Genomic DNA, 17,393 nt, shown 5'->3' with positions numbered 1-17,393 from the left:
CAGGAAGCTTGAGCAGGAAGGAAAGTCGCCATGACCACATCGATGGCCACCGTGTTGGACCCCGGCGCGTTCGCCGGCAGTGTCTACAGTGGAGGATGGGTCAAGCCGCGCGGTGGCGCCGCACCGATCGTCGAGCCGGCCACCGGTGCCGAGCTCGGTACGACGGGCATCGCCGACGCCGAGGACGTCGCGGCCGCGGCCGCCGGCGCCGCGGTCGCGCAACGCGAGTGGGCGGCGGCGACCTTCACGGAACGGGCCGCGGTGCTCCGCCGCGCCGGCACGCTGATCGAGGAGCACGCCGACGAGCTGCGGGGCTGGGTCGTCCGCGAGACCGGCGCGGTCGCCGGGCTCGCCGCGTTCGCGGTCGGCGTGGCCGCGCAGGAGTGCTACGAGGCCGCCGCGCTCGCGTCCCGCTCGCCGGGCGAGATCCTGCCGACGACCGAGCCGCGGCTCTCGCTGCTGCGCCGGGTGCCGGTAGGCGTGGTCGGCGTGATCTCCCCGTTCAACGTGCCGCTGATCCTCTCGACCCGCTCGGTCGCGCCCGCGCTCGCGCTGGGCAACGCGGTGGTACTCAAGCCCGACCTGCGCACGCCAGTCAGCGGCGGGTTCGCGATCGCCGCCGTGCTCGCCGAGGCCGGCCTGCCCGATGGGCTGCTGCACGTGCTGCCGGGCGGAGCCGAGGCCGGCTCCGCGCTGGTCACCGACCCCAGCGTGCGCGTCGTCTCGTTCACCGGGTCGAGCCGGACCGGGCGCGTGGTGGCCGAGCTCGCCGCCCGCCACCTCAAGCGGGTACACCTGGAGCTCGGCGGGAACTCGGCGCTCATCGTGCTCGACGACGCGGACATCGAGCGCGCGGTCTCGGCCGGCGCGTGGGGCTCCTACCTGCACCAGGGCCAGATCTGCATGACCGCGGGCCGGCACCTGGTGCACGAGGGCGTCGCCGACGCCTACATCGAGGCGCTGTCCGCCCACGCGAACGCACTGCCGGTCGGCGACCCGACCGGCGAGGTGGCCCTCGGCCCGCTGATCGACGCGGGCCAGCGGGACAAGGTGCACGAACTCGTCACGTCCACTGTGGACGCGGGCGCGCGGCTGGCGGCCGGCGGCACGTACGAGGGCCTGTTCTACCGGCCGACCGTGCTCGACGGCGTGCGTACCGACATGCCGGCCTACGCGAACGAGGTGTTCGGCCCCGTCGCGCCGATCGTCCGGTTCTCCTCCGCGGACGAGGCCGCCACGCTCGCCGCGGAGAGCGCCTACGGGCTGTCGCTGTCGATCCTGACCGGCGACGCGATGCGCGGGCTGGCGCTGGCCGAGCGGATCCCGACCGGCATCGTGCACATCAACGACCAGACGGTGAACGACGAGGCCGTCGCGCCGTTCGGCGGCGTGCTCGACTCCGGCACCGGCGCCCGGTTCGGCGGCTCGGCGAACCTCGACGCGTTCACCGACTCGCGGTGGATCACGATGCGTGGCCAGATCCCGGAATACCCTTTCTGAATGCGGACCCAGGTAGCCATCGTCGGCGCCGGACCGGCCGGTCTGCTGCTCGCGCACCTGCTGCACCTGCGCGGCATCGACTCCGTCGTGCTCGAACGGCACACGCGGTCGCACATCGAGGCGCGGATCCGGGCCGGTGTGCTCGAACAGGGCACGGTCGACCTGCTGACGAAGGCCGGCCTGGCCGAGCGGCTGCACCGGGAGCGGCTGGTCCACCGCGGGCTCGAGCTGCTGTTCGACGGCGTCGGCCACCACGTGCCGCTCACCGAGCTGGCCGGCCGGGAGCTGACGATCTACGGCCAGCACGAGCTCGTGAAGGACCTCGTGGCGGCCCGGCTGGCCACCGGCAGGCCGCTGCTGTTCGAGGCGCGCGCCGAGGCGATCGAGGACCACGACACCGGCTCCCCCGTGGTCCGCTACGTCCACAACGGACGGACGGAGGAGCTGCGCTGTGCCGTCGTGGCCGGCTGCGACGGCTTCCACGGCGTGAGCCGGCCGTCGGTGCCGGCGGGCGCGCTGACCGAGTACCACTACGAGTACCCGTACGCGTGGCTGGGCGTGCTCGCCGAAGTCGCACCGTCCGCCGCGGAGCTGATCTACGCCTCGCACGACCGCGGGTTCGCGCTGCACAGCATGCGCTCGCCGCGGCTGACCCGGCTCTACCTGCAGGTCTCGCCGGACGAGTCGGTCGACACCTGGCCCGACGAGCGGGTGTGGGACGAGCTGCGCACCCGGCTCGGCCGCACGACCGGCTTCGAGCTGCACGACGGCCCGATCGTGGACAAGGCGATCACCGCGCTGCGCAGCTTCGTGGTCGAGCCGATGCGCCACGGCCGGGTCTTCCTCGCCGGCGACGCGGCGCACATCGTCCCGGCCACCGGGGCGAAAGGACTGAACCTCGCGGTCGTGGACGTGGCGGTGCTCGCCGCCGCCCTCGACCGATTCTTCGCCAGCGGCGACGAGTCCGGTCTGGAGTCCTATTCGGACGTCTGCCTGTCGCGGGTCTGGCGGGTGCAGCACTTCTCGTGGTGGATGACCTCGATGCTGCACCGCGCGCCGGACGCGGACCCGTTCACCCGGCAGCTGCAGCTCTCCCAGCTGCGCTACCTGACCACGTCGACCGCGGCCGCGGCGTCGTTCGCCGAGAACTACGTGGGGCTCCCGTTCCCGGAAGGAGCATCATGATCCATCGACACGACCCGCGTGGCGGCCGACCGCACCCAAGCGGAACGGCACGCAACCAAGCCACCGGTGCGCACGAGACCGCGCGCCCAGAACCCATGACGACCACAAGTAAGAATTCCGGGGAGGCGGAACGATCATGACTACTCGCGACCTGCCCCCGTTCCGCGCGGACCACGTCGGCAGCCTGCTGCGCCCGGCGAAGCTCCTGGCCGCGCGAGCGGACCACGCGGCCGGCCGGATCTCCGACGAGGACCTGCGCGGCGCCGAGGACGAGGCGATCCGCGAGGTCGTGGCGATGCAGGCGGAGGTAGGCCTGCGGTCGGCGACCGACGGTGAGTTCCGGCGCAGCTCGTGGCACATGGACTTCATCTACCGGCTCGGCGGCATCGGCCGGTCCGACGAGTCGATCAAAGTGCGGTTCGAGAACGCCGACGGGGTCATCGAGTTCACCACCGCCGCGTTGCATGTGGACAGTCCGGTCCGGCTGACGGAGACGATCTTCGCCGACGACTTCACGTTCCTGAGGTCGGTGGCCGGCGACGCGGTGACGCCGAAGCTGACGATCCCCTCCCCCAGCATGGTCCACTACCGGGGCGGCCCGGCCGCGCTGGACCCGGCCGTGTACCCCGACGAGGAGCAGTTCTGGACGGACCTGTCCGCGGCGTACGCGCACCAGGTGGCCGCGGTCGCCGAGCTCGGCTGCCGGTACCTGCAGCTCGACGACACGAGCCTCGCCTACCTCAACGACCCCGACCAGCGTGCCCAGCTCGCGGCCCGCGGCGACGACGCCGAGCACCAGCACCTGCGCTACATCAGGCAGATCAACGCGGCGCTCGCCGGCCGTCCGGAAGGGCTGCGGGTCACCACCCACATGTGCCGCGGCAACTTCAAGTCCTCGTGGGCGGCCGCGGGCGGCTACGACTTCGTCGCGGAGGCGCTGTTCTCCGAGCTCGCGGTGGACGGCTTCTTCCTCGAGTACGACGACCCCCGGTCCGGCTCGTTCGCGCCGCTGCGGTTCGTGCCGCCGGGCAAGCAGGTCGTGCTGGGCCTGATCACGACGAAGTCCGGCCGGCTCGAGAACAAGGACGACATCAAGCGGCGCATCGACGAGGCGGCCGAGTACGTGCCGCTCGAGCAGCTGTGCCTGTCCCCGCAGTGCGGCTTCTCCTCGACGGTCGACGGCAACGTGCTCTCCTACGACGAACAGGTCGCCAAGCTCGCGCTGATCGTCGAGATCGCCGAAGAAGTCTGGGGCTGACAACCGAACGATCGTGCTACTCTGGCCGGGTGAGCAAGGGCGAGGCCACCCGTGAGGCCATCCTGGACGCCGCCGGCCGCCTGGCCGGCCGCGTCGGGCTGGGCGGGATGACCATCGGCTCGCTCGCGGCCGGCACGGGGCTGTCCAAGAGCGGGCTGTACGCCCATTTCCGGTCCAAGGAGTCGCTGCAGGTCCAGGTGCTCGAGCACACCCGGGCCCGGTTCGTGACCGAGGTCGTCGCCCCCGCGCTCACCGCCCCGCGGGGCGAGCCGCGGGTGCGGGCGATCTTCGAGAACTGGCTGCGCTGGGCCGCGCAGCCCAGCGGCTGCCCGTTCGTCGCGTTCTCCAGCGAGCTCGACGACCAGCCCGGACCGGTACGCGACCGGCTCGTCCGCGACCAGCGCGACTGGCGCGACACGCTCGCCGAGGTCTTCCGCACCGGCGTCGCCGAGGGCCAGTTCACCGGTGACCCGGAGCAGTTCGCGTTCGACCTCGACGGCGTGATGCTGTCCTGCCACATGTCGAGCAGGCTGCTCGGCGACAAGGCCGCCGAGGCACGTGCCCGGCGCGCGTTCGAATCCCTGCTGGCCGCCGCCCGGGCGGGTTAGCTCCCCTGTCTCTTCGTCGAAGGAAGGCCACCCGTGTCGACGCAAAAAAGCACGATCGTTCGTTTGTCTGACCGTCTTCGCATGAGAGCCGTCCGCACCGCGTTCGGCACGCTCGAGCGGTTCGCCCCGGAGCTCGGCGCCCGCTTCGCCACGCGGCGCTGGCTGACCATCCCGCCCTACCGGGGCAGACCCGCGGAGATGATCCCGCCGGGCGAGACGTTCCGCGTGCCGGTCGGCGGGCGGCACGTGGTCAGCCGGGTGTGGGGCACCGGGCCGGTCGTGTACCTGGTGCACGGGTGGGGCGGCCACAGCGTCCAGCTGCGGGCGTTCCTCGAGCCGCTGCTGGCCACCGGCCACCGGGTGGTCACGTTCGACGCGCTGAGCCACGGCGAGTCGGACCCCGGCGAGCTCGGCCCGCGGCAGACGTCGATCCCGGAGATGGCCGCGGCCCTCGAGGCCGTCGTCGCCGCGCACGGTCCCGCGCACGCGGTCATCGCGCACTCGCTCGGCGCCAACGCCACGTTCTTCGCGCTGCGCCGCGGGCTGTGGGCGGGCCGGCTGGTGTTCCTCGCGCCGATGACCCAGCCGGTGCCGTACACGGCGTTGTTCTCCGCGGCGCTCGGGTTCGACCGCCGCGTCCGCGAGCGGATGCTGACGCGCGTGGCGCGGCTGGTGGGCCGGCCGTGGTCGTCGTTCGACGTGCCGAGCCAGGTCGACGACCTCCCCGCACCGCCGCCGCTGCTGACCGTCCACGACCCGAACGACCGGGAGACCCGATACGCGGACAGCGTGGCGCTGCGCAAGGCGTGGCCGGGCGCGGAGCTGCTGACCGTGCACGGGCTGGGCCACTGGCGGGTGCTGCGCGACCCCGACACGGTCGCGCGGGCGGTCGCGTTCGTCACCGAAGCCGAGGTGCGCGGCCGCGCGGTGAGCTGAGCCGGTTGCCCATCCGGCTCCGCAGCCGGGGGTGGAGGCGGGCGGCGTTGCCGGCGCCGACATCGAACGCGAGGCGCTCGGCGCCGGCCACGTCGATCACGTCGTCGGCGAGCCACGAGTCGAGCAGGCGCCCGAAGTGGTGGCGCCACAGCACCGCACCCAGGTGGTGCAGCTCGGGTAGCACGTTGCCGTCGGAGGAGTACAGCACCGAGTCGAACGGCGCGAGCTCGAGCGCCTCGGCGAGCACGTCGTCCGCCCGCACCCCGACGAAGGGCAGCGTCAGTCCGATGTCGACGGACACGTGGTCGAACACGTGCGCCAGGTAGGCGGCATTGCGGTGGAACGGCCAGCAGTGCAGCAGCACGACCTCGACGCCGGTGTCCTTCGTGGCCCGCAGGAAATCGGTGAGCAGCAACGGGTCGACCTCGCGCAGGTGCAGGTCCTCGTCGCCGAAGCCGGTGTGGAACTGCAGCGGCAGCTCGAGCTCGGCACCCACACGGGCCGCCTCGTGCACGACCCACGCGTGCAGGACGGGGTCGGTCAGCCGGGCGTCGCCGGAGCGCAGCCAGCCCTGTGCCGCCCGCGCCGCCGCACCGTCCGGCGGGCACTCCCCCGGAACGTCCAAACCGGACCGGTAGGCGACGACGCTCTTGAGAGCGACCACGTCGCCCGCCCGCGCCCGCAGCTCGTCGCGGAACCCGTCGAGCAGCGCGGCGGCCGAGTTCGCCCGCGGGGCAAGCGTTTCCGCCACCTGCTCCACGCGCAGCACCTCGTGCCCGGCGCCGCACACGTCCCCCGGCTCGAGGTTCGGCGAGGGCGCGTACCCGGTGTCGACGAGCCAGTGCGCCACCCCCGCCGCCCGCAGCAGCCGGGCGGTCGCCTCCCACCAGCCGAGCTCGGCGCGCCGCTCCAGGTAGTCCTGGGGCGACACGTGCGGCGGCAGGTCCAGCACCGGGGCGCACCACCGGCGCACGGCGAGGCCGAGCGAGGAGTGCCACCGGTCCCGGGTCCCCGCGGCCGCCGCCTCGGTCAGGCCACCGGCGAACTCCTCCGGCTCGGGGTCGCGCGCCAGCACGCCGTGGCAGTGCTGGTCGACGAGCGGGACGTCGTGCGTGGCGGCCACCGGCTCACCAGCGCCATCTGACCGCGTCGGCCAGGTCCTCGGCGTCGAGGCCGGCGCAGCGTTCCGCCTCCGCGCGGCGGACGGTGACGATCGCGTCGTGCTGCTCGGGTCCGAGCGCCTCGGCGAGCACGGCGGAGGCCTCGAGCGCGTCGGCGGCCCCCTCGGCCGTGGTCGGCAGGCGGCGCGTGCCGGCCGCCGCCCGCTCGTCGTCGGTGCGCAGGGCCGGGTCGCCGGTGACCGGGTCGGGCAGGCGCAGCTCCTCTGTGACGCCCGCCAGGCCGGCCGCGATCACGCAGCCCACGGCCAGGTACGGGTTGGCCGTGCCGTCGAAGCACTTGACCTCCGCGTTCGCCGCCCCCTCGGCGCCCGCGATCATCCGCAGCGCGGTCTCGCGCGTCTCGTGGCCCCAGCACTGCCACACGCCGGCCCACCGCGACGGCTGCAGCCGCAGGAAGCTCGCGGGGTGCCCGGCGCCGATCGCCACGAGCGCCGGCAGCTCGCGCAGCACGCCGGCGAGGAACGCCTCGCCCGCCGGGCGCATCCGCGCGAGCGCGTTGCCCTCGGCGTCGTGCACGGACAGGTGCAGGTGACCGCCCGAGCCGGCGCCGGACGGGTCGACGGTCGGCGCGAAGGTCGCGCGCAGCCCGTACGCGAGGCTGCGTGAGCGGACCGTGTGCCGGACGAGCACCGCGTCGTCGGCCGCGCCCACCGGGTCGTTCGGCGCCACCGACAGCTCCAGCTGCGCGAGCGCGTACTCGGGGTGGAACTGCTGCAGCTCCAGGCCCTCCGCGGCGAGGTCGGCGGCGAGCTCGGTGGCGTAGCCGGCGACCTGCTCCAGGCGGATCTGCCCGTACGCCGGGCCGTCGAAGGCCGGTACGAAGCCCGCCGACTCGGTGCCGAGGATCCACTCGTGCTCGAACGCCATCCGCAGCGTGAGGCCCTGGCGCTCGGCGGCCGCCACCTGCCGGGCGGCGAAGGCCCGCTGGCAGGCGACGAACGGCTCGAGCTCCTTGGTCATCTTGTTCGCCGGCGCCCACGCCCAGCCCGGCATGGCCGACAGCGCCACGGCCCGGTCCATGTCCGGCACGAGGCGCAGGTCGCCGTCCGGGCCGCCGAGGTACTCGCCGGCCACCATGACGTCGTCGGACCCGAACGCCTCGAAGCACGGCGACGCGCCGACCCCGTCGCGCACCGCCGCCTCGACGCGGGCCAGCGGCACGGCCTTCACCCGCGCGATGCCCGCGTTGTCCACAAAGGACAGCTCGAGCATCGTCACGCCGGCGTCGCGCAGGTCGTCGATCTCGGTCATCGGCCCTTTCCGTTCAGGTGGTCCAGCAGGTCGTCGACGAGCTGCTCCGGGCTCGCGTTGCCCTTGCCGCCCTCCGCGAGGTGGCCGGCCGCGGCCAGGTCCGCGGCACCGTGGGCGGTAGCGCGCAGCAGCGAGGCCAGCCGCACCGGATCCCCGGGCGGCAGCACGCCGGTCGCCTGCGTGGCGGCGACGAGGTCGACGAGCGCGGTCTGCGCGGCGTGCGCGGCCTTGGTCAGCTCCTCCGACTCCACCCGCCACGGGCCGAAGACCAGCCGGAAGCGGGCCGGCCGCTCGAGCGCCCAGGCGATGTAGTGGTGCAGGACGGCACGCAGCACAGCCTCCGGCGAACGCTTACGGGCCGCGGTCGTGGCGATCTCGTCGCGGCGGCGCTCCAGCTCGGCCGCGGCCACGGCGGCGAGGAGCAGCTCCTTGCTGGCGAAGTGCTTGTACGGCGCGTTGTGCGAGACGCCGACCTGGCGGCCCACCTCGCGCAGGGTCACCGCCGCCACCCCGCCCTCGTCGAGCAGGGCGGTCGCCGCCACCACCAGCGCCTCGCGGGTACCCACCGAGCCATCGTAGCCATGGTTGACGTCGTCAACCTGAGGCGTTAGGTTGACGACGTCAACCTAACGGGAGGGATCTCATGCGAGCACTGGTCACCGGATCGACGGGCGGCATCGGGGAGGCGATCGCGCGGCGGCTCGCGGCCGACGGCATGTCGGTCGTGCTCGTCGGCCGCAACCGGGAGCGGGCGGACGCGGCCCGGCGCCGGATCGCCGCCGCGGTCCCGGACGCGGACCTGTCCTGCGAGGTGGCGGACCTGTCGCTGATGGCATCCGTGCGGTCGCTCGGCGAGCGGGCAGACCCGTTGCCGGACGTGGTGGTCAGCAACGCGGCGGTGGTCGCGCCGCTGGACGCGGTCACCGCCGAGGGGCTGCAGCTGACGTTCGCCACCAACCACCTGGCGCCGTACCTGCTGCTGCGCACGCTCGCCGCCCGCCTCGGCGACGGGCCGGCGCGGTTCGTGGTCGTGGGCGCCGCGCCGCGAGCGCTGGCCCGCGTCCCGGTCGACCTCGACGACCTGCAGTTCCGCGACGCGCGGACGCTGGGCCCGCTGCCGAGCTTCCGCCCGTTCGCCGCGTACGGGCGGACGAAGAACATGAACGCGATGTTCGGCTACGCGCTGGCCCGCCGGCTCGCGGACACGAGGATCACGGTGAACGGCGGGCACCCGGGCATCGTGCGGCAGACCGGCCTCGGGCGGCACGCCCGCGGCGCGTTCGGCGTGTTCACCACGCTGCTGAACCCGTTCGTGCCGGACGTGGACTTCGGCGCGGACAACCCGCACTGGCTCGCCACGGCGTCCGAAGTGGAGGGCGTGAGCGGCAGGTACTTCGTGCGCCGCGAGGAGGTGCCGACCGCCACGCACACCACGGACATGGCGCGCCAAGACCGGCTGTGGGACTCCTCGGCCCGCCTCGTGGGCCTGCCCGTCACGCTGTAGGTCAGGGAGTGGGGTCCCGCGGCGCCCAGCCGAGCTCGCGCTTCGCCTTGGCGAGGCTCATCGTCCGCTCCCGGGCGTCGCCGCTGATCGAGTAGACGTCGAAGCCGTGGCCGCGGCGGGCGAGTGCCGCGTCGATCGCCGCGGCCACGTCACGGGCGGACGTCGCGATCGCCCGCTGGAACGCGGTGCCCTGGCGCGGCCAGTCGGCCTCGCCGGTCGGGAAGCACAGCCGCAGGCACAGCGCGTCCATCCCGCCCTCGATCGCCGCGTTGCGGCAGACCGCCTCGCCGAGCCGCTTGGCGAGGCCGTAGAAGTCGGTCGCGTCCGGCGGGACCGACTCGTCGGGGTACCGGCCGAGCCGCTGGTCGTCCGGGGGCGGCTGGTCCGGCGGCGGCTCGCGGCCGCCGAGCGGGTAGCGGTACACCGACATGCTGCTCGTGTAGACCAGGTGCCGGACCCCGGCACGCCGCGCGCCGGTCAGCGTCGCGTACATGCCGGGCACGGCGACGTCGAGGTGCGCCCGGGCGGTCGCCGGGCTCCCCCACCCGCGGGCCGGGCCCATCGCCATGAACACGAGCGAGCCGGTGCCCTCGGCGAGCGCGGCGACGAGGTCCACGTCGTGCAGGTCGCCGGTGTGGTACTCGACGCCCTCGACGGGCGCGCGCGGTTCGACGAGGTCGAGCACGCGGATCTCGTGCGCGCGGGCGAGGTGCGGCAGCACCATCGACCCGACCGTCCCGCAGGCACCGACGACCAGCAGACGCACCGCCGCCCCCTATACCCGCACGTGCGCGTCCCGGCCGGCGCGCCACCCGACCACAGTGTGCACGGCCGCGAGGACGGCGAGCACGGCGAGCGGGACGGTCCAGCCGCCGGTCCAGTCGTGCAGCGCGCCGACCGCCACCGGGCCGAGCGCCGCGAACAGGTACCCGATCGACTGGCCCATCCCGGCCAGCGAGGCCGACGAGCGCGGGTCGGCCGCACGCAGGCTGAAGAACGCGAGCGCGAGGAAGAACAGCGTGCCCGCCCCGATGCCGGTGAGCAGCGCCCAGAGGACCGAGAGGTCCGGCGCGACGAGCAGCCCGAGGTAGCCGAGCATCGCGACGGTCGCGCCGCCCGCGGCGATCGCGCGCTGGTCGGCCAGCCGCGGCAGCAGCAGCGGCACGCCGCCGCTCATCACGACGCCGATGATCTGGTAGACGAACAGCATCCAGCCCGCGTACTCCTCGCTCGCGCCGGTGCTGACCACGATCGAAGGGAACCAGGCGAGCATCGTGTAGAAGCCGCAGGCGGACAGCGCCATGAACGCCGAGACCTCCCACGCGAGCGGCGAGCGCCACGGCGCGCGGGGCTTGACGGTCGCCGGCTCGGGCTCGCGGCCGGACCGGCGCAGCTGCGGCGACCACACCGCGAACGCGACCAGCGCGAAGCCGGCCCAGCAGCCGAGCGCCGCGCGCCAGCCGCCCGGGAGCACGCCGGCGAGCGGCACGGCCACCCCGGCGGCGGTGGACGCGACGATGCCGATCACCGCGGTGTAGACGCCGGTGACCGCGCCGATGTGGTCGGGGAAGTCACGCTTGATCATGCTCGGCAGCAGCACGTTGGCCACCGCGATCGCGGCGCCGAGCAGGACCGTGCCCACCCACAGCAGCGCGGCGACCGGCAGCGAGCGCAGCACGATGCCGATCACCAGCAGGCCCATCGCGAGCCAGAGCATGAGGTCGATGCCGAACCGCCGGGCCAGCCGCGGCACCTGCGGGGAGAAGGCGGCGAACGTGAGCAGCGGCAGCGTGCCGATGAAGCCGGCCTCGCCCGCGGTCAGGCCGATGTCGCGGCGGATGGCGTCGAGGACCGGCCCGACCGAGGTCAGCGCCGCGCGCATGTTCGCCGCGATCAGCAGGAAACCGAGCACGAGCAGGGCCTTGTGCAGGCCCGCGCGGGGTTCCTTAGCAGTCCTCACGACCGTCACTCCGCCAAGGTCTCACACGCCGCGCGGCGCCAGCAAATTCCACCCGGTCCGGGTGACGCGCCCGGCCGCGCGCGGGTCTGCTGGAATGGCTGTGTGGCCTGGATTCGACTCGATAACGCTGTCAATGCCCGTGACCTCGGCGAACTGCCGACCGAGACCGGCGCGCGAACCGCGCCGCGCCGGCTGCTCCGATCGGACAACCTGCAGGACCTCTCGCCCGCCGACATCACCCGGCTGGTCGACGAGCTCGGCCTGACCACGGTGATCGACCTGCGCAGCACGAACGAGGTCAAGCAGGAGGGGCCGGCGCCGCTGACCGCGGTCGGGTCCGTCCGGCACGTGCACCTCTCGGTGATCCCGGAGAGCCTGGGCAACACGGACGCGTCCAGCGAGGCGCTCGCCACCAACCGCAGGCGGGCCGAGGAGCGTGATCCGTCGGACCTGATGCGCTCGTTCTACCTCGGCTACCTCGAGGACCGGCCGGAGAACATCGTCGAGGCGCTGCGCACGGTCGCCGGCGCGCCGGGGGCGGCGCTGGTGCACTGCGCGGCGGGCAAGGACCGCACGGGCGTGGTCGTGGCGATGGCGCTGACCGCGGTGGGAGTGCCCCGGGACGTGGTCGTCGCGGACTACGTGGCGACCGGCGAGCGCATCGACCTGGTCCTGGACCGCCTGCGCAGCTCACCCACCTACGCCGACGACGTGGACAAGCTGCCGGCCGCCGAGCACCGCCCGCGCGCGGAGACGATGCACGGCTTCCTCGAGCGGCTGGACACCGAGCACGGCGGGGTGCTCGGCTGGCTGGCCGAACACGGCTTCGGCCAGGACGATGTGACACGGCTGCGCGACAAGCTGCTGGAGGTCTGATGGGACGCTCGGTACTGGTAACCGGGGGCACGGGTGGGCTCGGGGTCGCGGTCACGTCCGCCTTCCTCAAGGCGGGCTGGCGGGTCGTGGTCCCGTGGATCGTCAAGGACGAGCTGGCACGGATGCCGCGGCAGGGCGGTCTCGAGATGGTCCGCGCGGACCTGTTCGACATGGCCGCGGCCCGCGACTGCGCGACGGTCGCGGCGGCCGACTCGGACGCGCCGCTGCGTGCGGTGGTCAACCTGGTCGGCGGCTTCAAGGTCGGCGGCCGGGTGCACGAGACGCCGGTCGAGGAGTTCGAGAACCAGCTGCGGCTGAACCTGCGGGCGACGTACCTGACCTGCCAGCAGACGCTGCCGCACCTGATCTCCGGCGGTGGCGGCGCGATCGTGTGCATGTCGAGCCGGGCGGCCAAGCAGCCGTTCGCCGGGGCGGCCGGCTACGTGACGTCGAAGGCGGCGGTGAACGCGTTCGTGGCCGCCCTGGACGCGGAGTACGCCGACGACGGGATCCGGGCGAACGCGGTGCTGCCGGGGATCATCGACACGCCCGGCAACCGCGCGGCCATGCCCGACTCGAACCGCAAGGACTGGGTCGCCCCGAGCGACATCGCGAACACGATCGTGTTCCTCTGCGGTGACGAGTCCTCGTCGATCAGCCGCGCCGAGGTCCCGGTGGATCGCGCCTGACCGCCGACCGGGGTGGCGGCGGCCGGATGGAGGCGCCGGACCGCGGTCAGATGTCCGCCAGGCGGGAGGCGATCGGGGCGGCCACGTCGTCGATCCACTTGGCCGGGCCGTCGCCTGGAGGCATGAGGATCACCGTCTCGAAGCCCAGCTTCGCGAACGGGGGCATCTCCGCCGCGAACGCGTCCGGGTCGGTGACGGGGCGGTTGTACAGCATCGTCTTCTGGATCTCGGCGTAGTCGCGGCCCACCGCGTCGCAGTGCCCCCGCAGAACGTCCAGCTTGTGGCTTACCTCGTCCGGCGTCGTGGCGAACAGGTTGCACGCGTCGGCGTACTGCGCGACCAGCCGCAACGTCTTCTTCTCGCCACCCCCGCCGATGAGGATCGGCGGCTTGCTGATCGGCTGCGGCGAGCACAGCGTCTCCGCCAGCTGGTAGTACTTGCCCTCGAACGCGCCGTTGTTCTCCGGATCCCACATCTGCCGGCAGATCCGCAACGTCTCCTCCAGCCGCTCGAACCGCTCCGCCACCGGCGGGAACGGCACACCGAGCCCGCGGTGCTCGCGCTCGTACCACGCCGCGCCGATGCCCAGCTCGCCGCGACCGCTCGACAGGACGTCCAGAGTGGACACGATCTTCGCGAGCAGGCCGGGGTGGCGGTAGCTGACGCCGGTGACCAGCAGGCCGAGCCGCGCGGTGGCGGTGTGCGCGGCGAGGAACCCCAGCGTCGTGTACCCCTCCATCATCGGGTCGGTCGCCGGGTGGATCCGCTCCATCTGGAAGTAGTGGTCCATGAACGACAGGTGGCTCACGCCGGCGGCCTCGACCGCCTGACCCACCCTGGCCAGCTCCGGACCGATGGCGGGCGGCCCGCCGGGAACGGTGAACGCGTAGACGTGCACTCCGAGACGCATGCCCCGAGCCTATGAGCTGGAGCGCGCTCCAGCACAAGTACGGAAACCCCGAGGCCCCTAGGGGACAAATCAGGGATGGCGCCCGATGTCCGCGTCAGCACCTGCCAATACGGTTGGCGCGTGGTGCTCATCGAGACCGACGCGCTGGAAAAGCGCTACGACGACAAGGTGACCGCGCTCGCGGATCTCACGGTCGCCATCGAGCCCGGCATCGTCGGGCTCGTGGGGGTGAACGGCGCCGGCAAGAGCACGCTGATCAAGCTCGCGCTTGGCCTGCTCGTGCCGACCGGCGGCCGCATCCGGGTGCTGGGGCTGGACCCGGTCGCCGACGGGGAGGCGGTGCGCGCGCGGGTGGGGTACATGCCCGAGCACGACTGCCTGCCGCCCGACCTGATCGCCGCCGAGTTCGTCACGCACATGGCCCGGGTCAGCGGCCTGCCGGCGGCGATGGCCCGCGAGCGGGCATCGGAGACGCTGCGGCACGTCGGGCTCTACGAGGAGCGGTACCGGCGTATCGGCGGCTACTCCACCGGCATGAAGCAGCGGGTGAAGCTCGCGCAGGCGCTCGTGCACGACCCGGAGCTGCTGCTGCTCGACGAGCCGACCAACGGGCTCGACCCGGAGGGCCGGCGCGCCATGCTCGACCTGGTCCACCGGATCGGCAGCGAGTTCGGCATCTCCGTGGTGGTGTGCTCGCACCTGCTCGGCGAGATCGAGCGGATCTGCACCTCGCTGGTCGCGATCGACGCCGGCCGGCTGCTGCGCTCGGCGTCGCTGTCGGCCATGACCCAGCATTCGGACCTGCTGATGGTCGAGATCGACGAGGACCCGGCGCCGCTGCTCGAGATGCTCTCGTCCGCCGGGCTGGAGGTCCGGCGGAACGACCGGGCGCTGCTCGTGCGGCTCGGCGAGCAGGCCGACGAGACCTACGACCTCATCCGCGACGCGATCGCCGACCTCGACCTGTCGCTGCACCGGCTGGAGCGGCACCGGCACCAGGTCGCCGACCTGTTCCGGGACGTGCCGACCACGGAGGCCAGCTATGCCCGGACCTGAGCACACCGGTGTCATCCATGACATCGGCTACCAGCGGTACGAGGGGCCGCGGCTCGGCAGGGGGTACGCGTCGCGCTCGCTGTTCATCCACAGCGTGCGCGGCGCGTACGGCCTGGGCCGCAGCGCCTGGGCGAAGGTGCTGCCGTTCGGCCTGCTCTCGCTCGCCTGCATGGCCGCGCTGGTCCTCGTCGTGGTCAACACGCAGCTGCCGACCCAGGTGATCGACTACGTCGGCATCGCGTCCACGTTCACCTACGCGGCGACGGTGTTCGTCGCGGTCGTGGCGCCCGAGCTGGTGTCGACCGACCTGCGCGGGAACCTGCTGTCGCTGTACCTGTCCCGGCCGCTGCGGCGCAGCGACTACGCGCTCGCGAAGCTCGCCGCGCTCGCGGCGGCCGGGTTCGTGATGCTCGGGGCGCCGATGCTGATCCTGTTCGTGGGCATGGCGTTCAGCACCGACGACGGCATCGCGGGGGTGTTCAGCGAGGCAGGCGGGCTGCTGCAGGGCCTGCTCGCGGCAGCCGTTCACGCGGTGGTGCTGGCCGCGCTGGCGCTGCCGTTCGCGTCGCTGTCCGGGCGGCGGGTGTTCGCGACCGGCATGATCATCGCGGTCTCACTGCTGACCGCCCCGATCTCCGGCGCCCTGACGGAGTTCGGCCGCGGCGACGCGGCCTACCTCGCCGGGCTCATCAACCCGGTCAACCTGGTCAACGGCATCGACCGGTGGCTGTTCGACGGCGGCACGATCGACCCCGGCCCGTACGGCCCGGTGTACGGCCTCGTGGCGCTGGCGATCGTGGCCATCGGCACGGCGTGCACGGTGTGGCGGTATCGGAGGGTCCAGGCATGACACCAGTGGAGTTGTCCGCCGTTTCGCGCTGGTACGGCAACGTGGTGGCCGTCAACGACGTGACGCTGACCGTCGGGCCGGGGCTCACCGGCCTGCTCGGCCCGAACGGCGCGGGCAAGACGACCGTGCTGCACCTGATGGCGGGGCTGCTCGCGCCGTCGCAGGGCAGCGTGCTGGTGGGCGGCGACCCGGCGTGGCGCAACCCGGCCATGTACAGGACGCTTGGCCTGGTCACCGAGCGCGAGAGCGTGCCGGGGTTCCTGACCGCGTGGCAGTTCGTGCTCGCGTCGGCCAAGCTGCACAAGCTCCGCTCGCCGGCGGACGCGGCGCGCCGGGCGCTCGAGATCGTCGAGATGACCGACGCGCAGGACCGGCGGATCGGCACGTACTCCAAGGGGATGCGCCAGCGCACCCGCGTCGCGGCGGCGCTCGTGCACGACCCGCGCGTGCTGCTGCTGGACGAGCCGTTCAACGGCATGGACCCGCGGCAGCGGCTGCACATGATGGAGCTGCTGCACCGGATGGCCGAGCAGGAGGGCCGGACGATCCTGTTCAGCTCACACATCCTTGAGGAGGTCGAGCAGCTGTCCGGGACCGTGCAGGTGATCGTCGCCGGCCGGCTGGCCGCGTCGGGCGACTACCGGCACATCCGGCGGCTGATGACCAACCGGCCGCACGTGTTCACCATCTCCTCCTCCGACGACCGTGCGCTCGCGACCGTCCTCATGGGACAGGAGTCGGTCACCGGGGTCCGCGTCGAGGACGGGACGCTGCAGGTGCACGCGAACGACTACGGCACGTTCACCCGGACGCTGGCGAAGCAGGCCAGGTCGTCCGGCATCCGGCTGACGAGCGTCCTGCCGGCCGACGAGTCCCTCGAGAAGGTCTTCTCCTACCTGGTGGCGACATGAACCTGACGATCATCGGCCTCACCGTGCGCGCCCTGCTGGGCCGCAAGCGGGTGCTGCTCCTGCTGCCCATGCCGATCGTGCTGATCGGGCTGACCCTGATCGGCGTCTCCGCCGACGTGTCCGACCCCGACTGGGGGCCGACCGTGTTCGGCAACCTCGGGCTGAGCGTGATCCTGCCGCTGACCGCGCTGATCGTGGGCAGCAGCGTGCTCGGCCTGGAGATCGACGACGGCACGATCACGCACCTGCTGACCAAGCCGTTGCCGCGCAGCGAGATCGTGCTGTCGAAGCTGGCCGTGGCGTGGGTGGTGACGACGGTCGCCACCGGCGTGCCGCTGGCGGTGGCCGCGCTGATCGCGGGCTCGGCGACGTTCGCGGTCGGGCTCGTGCTGGCCGCCGCGCTCGGGGCGCTGGAGTACTGCGCGCTGTTTCTGGCGCTGAGTGTGCTGACGAAACGTCCGGTCGCCGTCGGCCTCGTGTACATCATGCTGTGGGAGAACGTGCTGGTCAGCTTCGTGGACGGGGCGCGGGTGTTCAGCGTCCGCGAGCACGCGACGACGCTCGCCGACACGGTCGGCAACACGCCGCTGCTGGACTCGACCGTGTCGTTGAGCACGGCGCTGGTGATGGCGGTGCTGTTCGTGGTGGTGGGCACGGTCGGCGCGACGCAGCGGCTGCGGTCGTTCGCGCTCACCGGAGAGGCCAACTAGCCTGGGTC

Annotated in this window: 18 protein-coding genes; 12 read left to right on the top strand and 6 right to left on the bottom strand. The window is 73.0% G+C overall.

What is annotated here, in order from left to right:
* The first annotated feature begins 30 nt into the window (after positions 1-30).
* The 5 genes from VH969_RS31060 (at position 31) to VH969_RS31040 (ending at position 5,487) form a co-directional block, all read left to right on the top strand.
* Positions 31-1,500, top strand: coding sequence for a vanillin dehydrogenase (locus VH969_RS31060; protein WP_331980792.1), 1,470 nt, complete (start codon positions 31-33; stop codon positions 1,498-1,500).
* Entirely contained in the window at positions 1,501-2,685 is a 1,185-nt protein-coding gene (locus VH969_RS31055; protein ID WP_331980790.1) for a 4-hydroxybenzoate 3-monooxygenase, read from the top strand.
* Positions 2,686-2,821: 136 nt separating this feature from the next.
* Positions 2,822-3,943 (top strand): 5-methyltetrahydropteroyltriglutamate--homocysteine S-methyltransferase, encoded by a 1,122-nt coding sequence (locus VH969_RS31050; RefSeq protein WP_331980788.1) that lies wholly within the window; start codon positions 2,822-2,824, stop codon positions 3,941-3,943.
* Between the two features lie 29 nt (positions 3,944-3,972).
* Positions 3,973-4,551, top strand: a complete 579-nt coding sequence (locus tag VH969_RS31045; RefSeq protein WP_331980786.1) for a TetR/AcrR family transcriptional regulator — start codon at positions 3,973-3,975, stop codon at positions 4,549-4,551.
* 81 nt (positions 4,552-4,632) lie between these two features.
* Positions 4,633-5,487, top strand: coding sequence for an alpha/beta fold hydrolase (locus VH969_RS31040; protein ID WP_331980784.1), 855 nt, complete (start codon positions 4,633-4,635; stop codon positions 5,485-5,487).
* On the opposite strand, the gene VH969_RS31035 is transcribed toward VH969_RS31040, so the two are convergent.
* The 3 genes from VH969_RS31035 to VH969_RS31025 are packed head-to-tail and all read right to left on the bottom strand — an operon-like array spanning position 5,450 to position 8,485.
* Entirely contained in the window at positions 5,450-6,610 is a 1,161-nt protein-coding gene (locus VH969_RS31035; protein ID WP_331980782.1) for an amidohydrolase family protein, read from the bottom strand. The two genes, VH969_RS31040 and VH969_RS31035, sit on opposite strands and share 38 nt — an antisense overlap.
* 4 nt (positions 6,611-6,614) lie before the next feature.
* Positions 6,615-7,919 (bottom strand): type I glutamate--ammonia ligase, encoded by a 1,305-nt coding sequence (locus tag VH969_RS31030; RefSeq protein ID WP_331980780.1) that lies wholly within the window; start codon positions 7,917-7,919, stop codon positions 6,615-6,617.
* Complete coding sequence (locus VH969_RS31025) at positions 7,916-8,485, bottom strand: TetR/AcrR family transcriptional regulator (RefSeq protein ID WP_331980778.1); 570 nt, start codon at positions 8,483-8,485, stop codon at positions 7,916-7,918. The genes VH969_RS31030 and VH969_RS31025 overlap by 4 nt, the downstream gene beginning before the upstream one ends.
* A gap of 77 nt (positions 8,486-8,562) precedes the next feature.
* Between VH969_RS31025 and VH969_RS31020 the strand changes: the two genes are divergently transcribed.
* A complete protein-coding gene (locus VH969_RS31020) occupies positions 8,563-9,423 on the top strand; it encodes an SDR family NAD(P)-dependent oxidoreductase (protein WP_331980776.1) in 861 nt (286 codons plus the stop codon).
* Between the two features lies 1 nt (position 9,424).
* On the opposite strand, the gene VH969_RS31015 is transcribed toward VH969_RS31020, so the two are convergent.
* Together VH969_RS31015 and VH969_RS31010 are read right to left on the bottom strand one after the other, a co-directional pair.
* Positions 9,425-10,189 (bottom strand): NAD-dependent epimerase/dehydratase family protein, encoded by a 765-nt coding sequence (locus VH969_RS31015; protein ID WP_331980774.1) that lies wholly within the window; start codon positions 10,187-10,189, stop codon positions 9,425-9,427.
* Between the two features lie 9 nt (positions 10,190-10,198).
* The gene (locus VH969_RS31010) at positions 10,199-11,383 is read right to left on the bottom strand and encodes a CynX/NimT family MFS transporter (protein WP_331980772.1); all 1,185 of its coding nucleotides are present in this window, start codon (positions 11,381-11,383) and stop codon (positions 10,199-10,201) included.
* 102 nt (positions 11,384-11,485) lie between these two features.
* On the opposite strand from VH969_RS31010, the gene VH969_RS31005 reads away from it, so the two are divergent.
* Positions 11,486-12,259 carry a tyrosine-protein phosphatase gene (locus VH969_RS31005; protein WP_331980770.1) on the top strand — a complete coding sequence of 258 codons (774 nt, stop codon included), beginning with the start codon at positions 11,486-11,488 and terminating at the stop codon, positions 12,257-12,259.
* Positions 12,259-12,948 (top strand): SDR family NAD(P)-dependent oxidoreductase, encoded by a 690-nt coding sequence (locus VH969_RS31000; protein ID WP_331980768.1) that lies wholly within the window; start codon positions 12,259-12,261, stop codon positions 12,946-12,948. Before VH969_RS31005 ends, VH969_RS31000 begins: the two co-directional genes overlap by 1 nt.
* Positions 12,949-12,994: 46 nt before the next feature.
* Here the strand turns inward: VH969_RS31000 and VH969_RS30995 are convergent, their stop codons facing one another.
* Positions 12,995-13,858 (bottom strand): LLM class F420-dependent oxidoreductase, encoded by an 864-nt coding sequence (locus tag VH969_RS30995; RefSeq protein ID WP_331980766.1) that lies wholly within the window; start codon positions 13,856-13,858, stop codon positions 12,995-12,997.
* A gap of 120 nt (positions 13,859-13,978) precedes the next feature.
* On the opposite strand from VH969_RS30995, the gene VH969_RS30990 reads away from it, so the two are divergent.
* From VH969_RS30990 to VH969_RS30975, 4 genes are read left to right on the top strand one after another with little or no spacing between them, the layout of a single operon-like run.
* Positions 13,979-14,914, top strand: coding sequence for an ABC transporter ATP-binding protein (locus tag VH969_RS30990; protein ID WP_331980764.1), 936 nt, complete (start codon positions 13,979-13,981; stop codon positions 14,912-14,914).
* A complete protein-coding gene (locus tag VH969_RS30985) occupies positions 14,901-15,764 on the top strand; it encodes a hypothetical protein (RefSeq protein ID WP_331980762.1) in 864 nt (287 codons plus the stop codon). The genes VH969_RS30990 and VH969_RS30985 overlap by 14 nt, the downstream gene beginning before the upstream one ends.
* The gene (locus VH969_RS30980; protein WP_331980760.1) at positions 15,761-16,675 is read left to right on the top strand and encodes an ABC transporter ATP-binding protein; all 915 of its coding nucleotides are present in this window, start codon (positions 15,761-15,763) and stop codon (positions 16,673-16,675) included. Before VH969_RS30985 ends, VH969_RS30980 begins: the two co-directional genes overlap by 4 nt.
* The gene (locus tag VH969_RS30975) at positions 16,672-17,385 is read left to right on the top strand and encodes an ABC transporter permease (protein ID WP_331980758.1); all 714 of its coding nucleotides are present in this window, start codon (positions 16,672-16,674) and stop codon (positions 17,383-17,385) included. The genes VH969_RS30980 and VH969_RS30975 overlap by 4 nt, the downstream gene beginning before the upstream one ends.
* The last annotated feature ends 8 nt before the right edge of the window (positions 17,386-17,393 follow it).

The sequence above is a fragment of the Actinophytocola sp. genome, from assembly GCF_036555685.1.
In the GTDB taxonomy this organism is placed as follows: Bacteria; Actinomycetota; Actinomycetes; order Mycobacteriales; family Pseudonocardiaceae; genus Actinophytocola.
Note: the sequence above shows the minus strand (reverse complement) of the source record. Positions and strands in the feature narration are given on the sequence as shown.

Coding starts and splice junctions, on each gene's coding strand:
- VH969_RS31040 (WP_331980784.1), top strand. CDS start 4,633: ATGAGAGCCGTCCGCACCGCGTTCGGCACGCTCGAGCGGTTCGCCCCG.
- VH969_RS31060 (WP_331980792.1), top strand. CDS start 31: ATGACCACATCGATGGCCACCGTGTTGGACCCCGGCGCGTTCGCCGGC.
- VH969_RS30985 (WP_331980762.1), top strand. CDS start 14,901: ATGCCCGGACCTGAGCACACCGGTGTCATCCATGACATCGGCTACCAG.
- VH969_RS31020 (WP_331980776.1), top strand. CDS start 8,563: ATGCGAGCACTGGTCACCGGATCGACGGGCGGCATCGGGGAGGCGATC.
- VH969_RS30980 (WP_331980760.1), top strand. CDS start 15,761: ATGACACCAGTGGAGTTGTCCGCCGTTTCGCGCTGGTACGGCAACGTG.
- VH969_RS30975 (WP_331980758.1), top strand. CDS start 16,672: ATGAACCTGACGATCATCGGCCTCACCGTGCGCGCCCTGCTGGGCCGC.
- VH969_RS31050 (WP_331980788.1), top strand. CDS start 2,822: ATGACTACTCGCGACCTGCCCCCGTTCCGCGCGGACCACGTCGGCAGC.
- VH969_RS30995 (WP_331980766.1), bottom strand. CDS start 13,858: ATGCGTCTCGGAGTGCACGTCTACGCGTTCACCGTTCCCGGCGGGCCG.
- VH969_RS31000 (WP_331980768.1), top strand. CDS start 12,259: ATGGGACGCTCGGTACTGGTAACCGGGGGCACGGGTGGGCTCGGGGTC.
- VH969_RS31030 (WP_331980780.1), bottom strand. CDS start 7,919: ATGACCGAGATCGACGACCTGCGCGACGCCGGCGTGACGATGCTCGAG.
- VH969_RS31055 (WP_331980790.1), top strand. CDS start 1,501: ATGCGGACCCAGGTAGCCATCGTCGGCGCCGGACCGGCCGGTCTGCTG.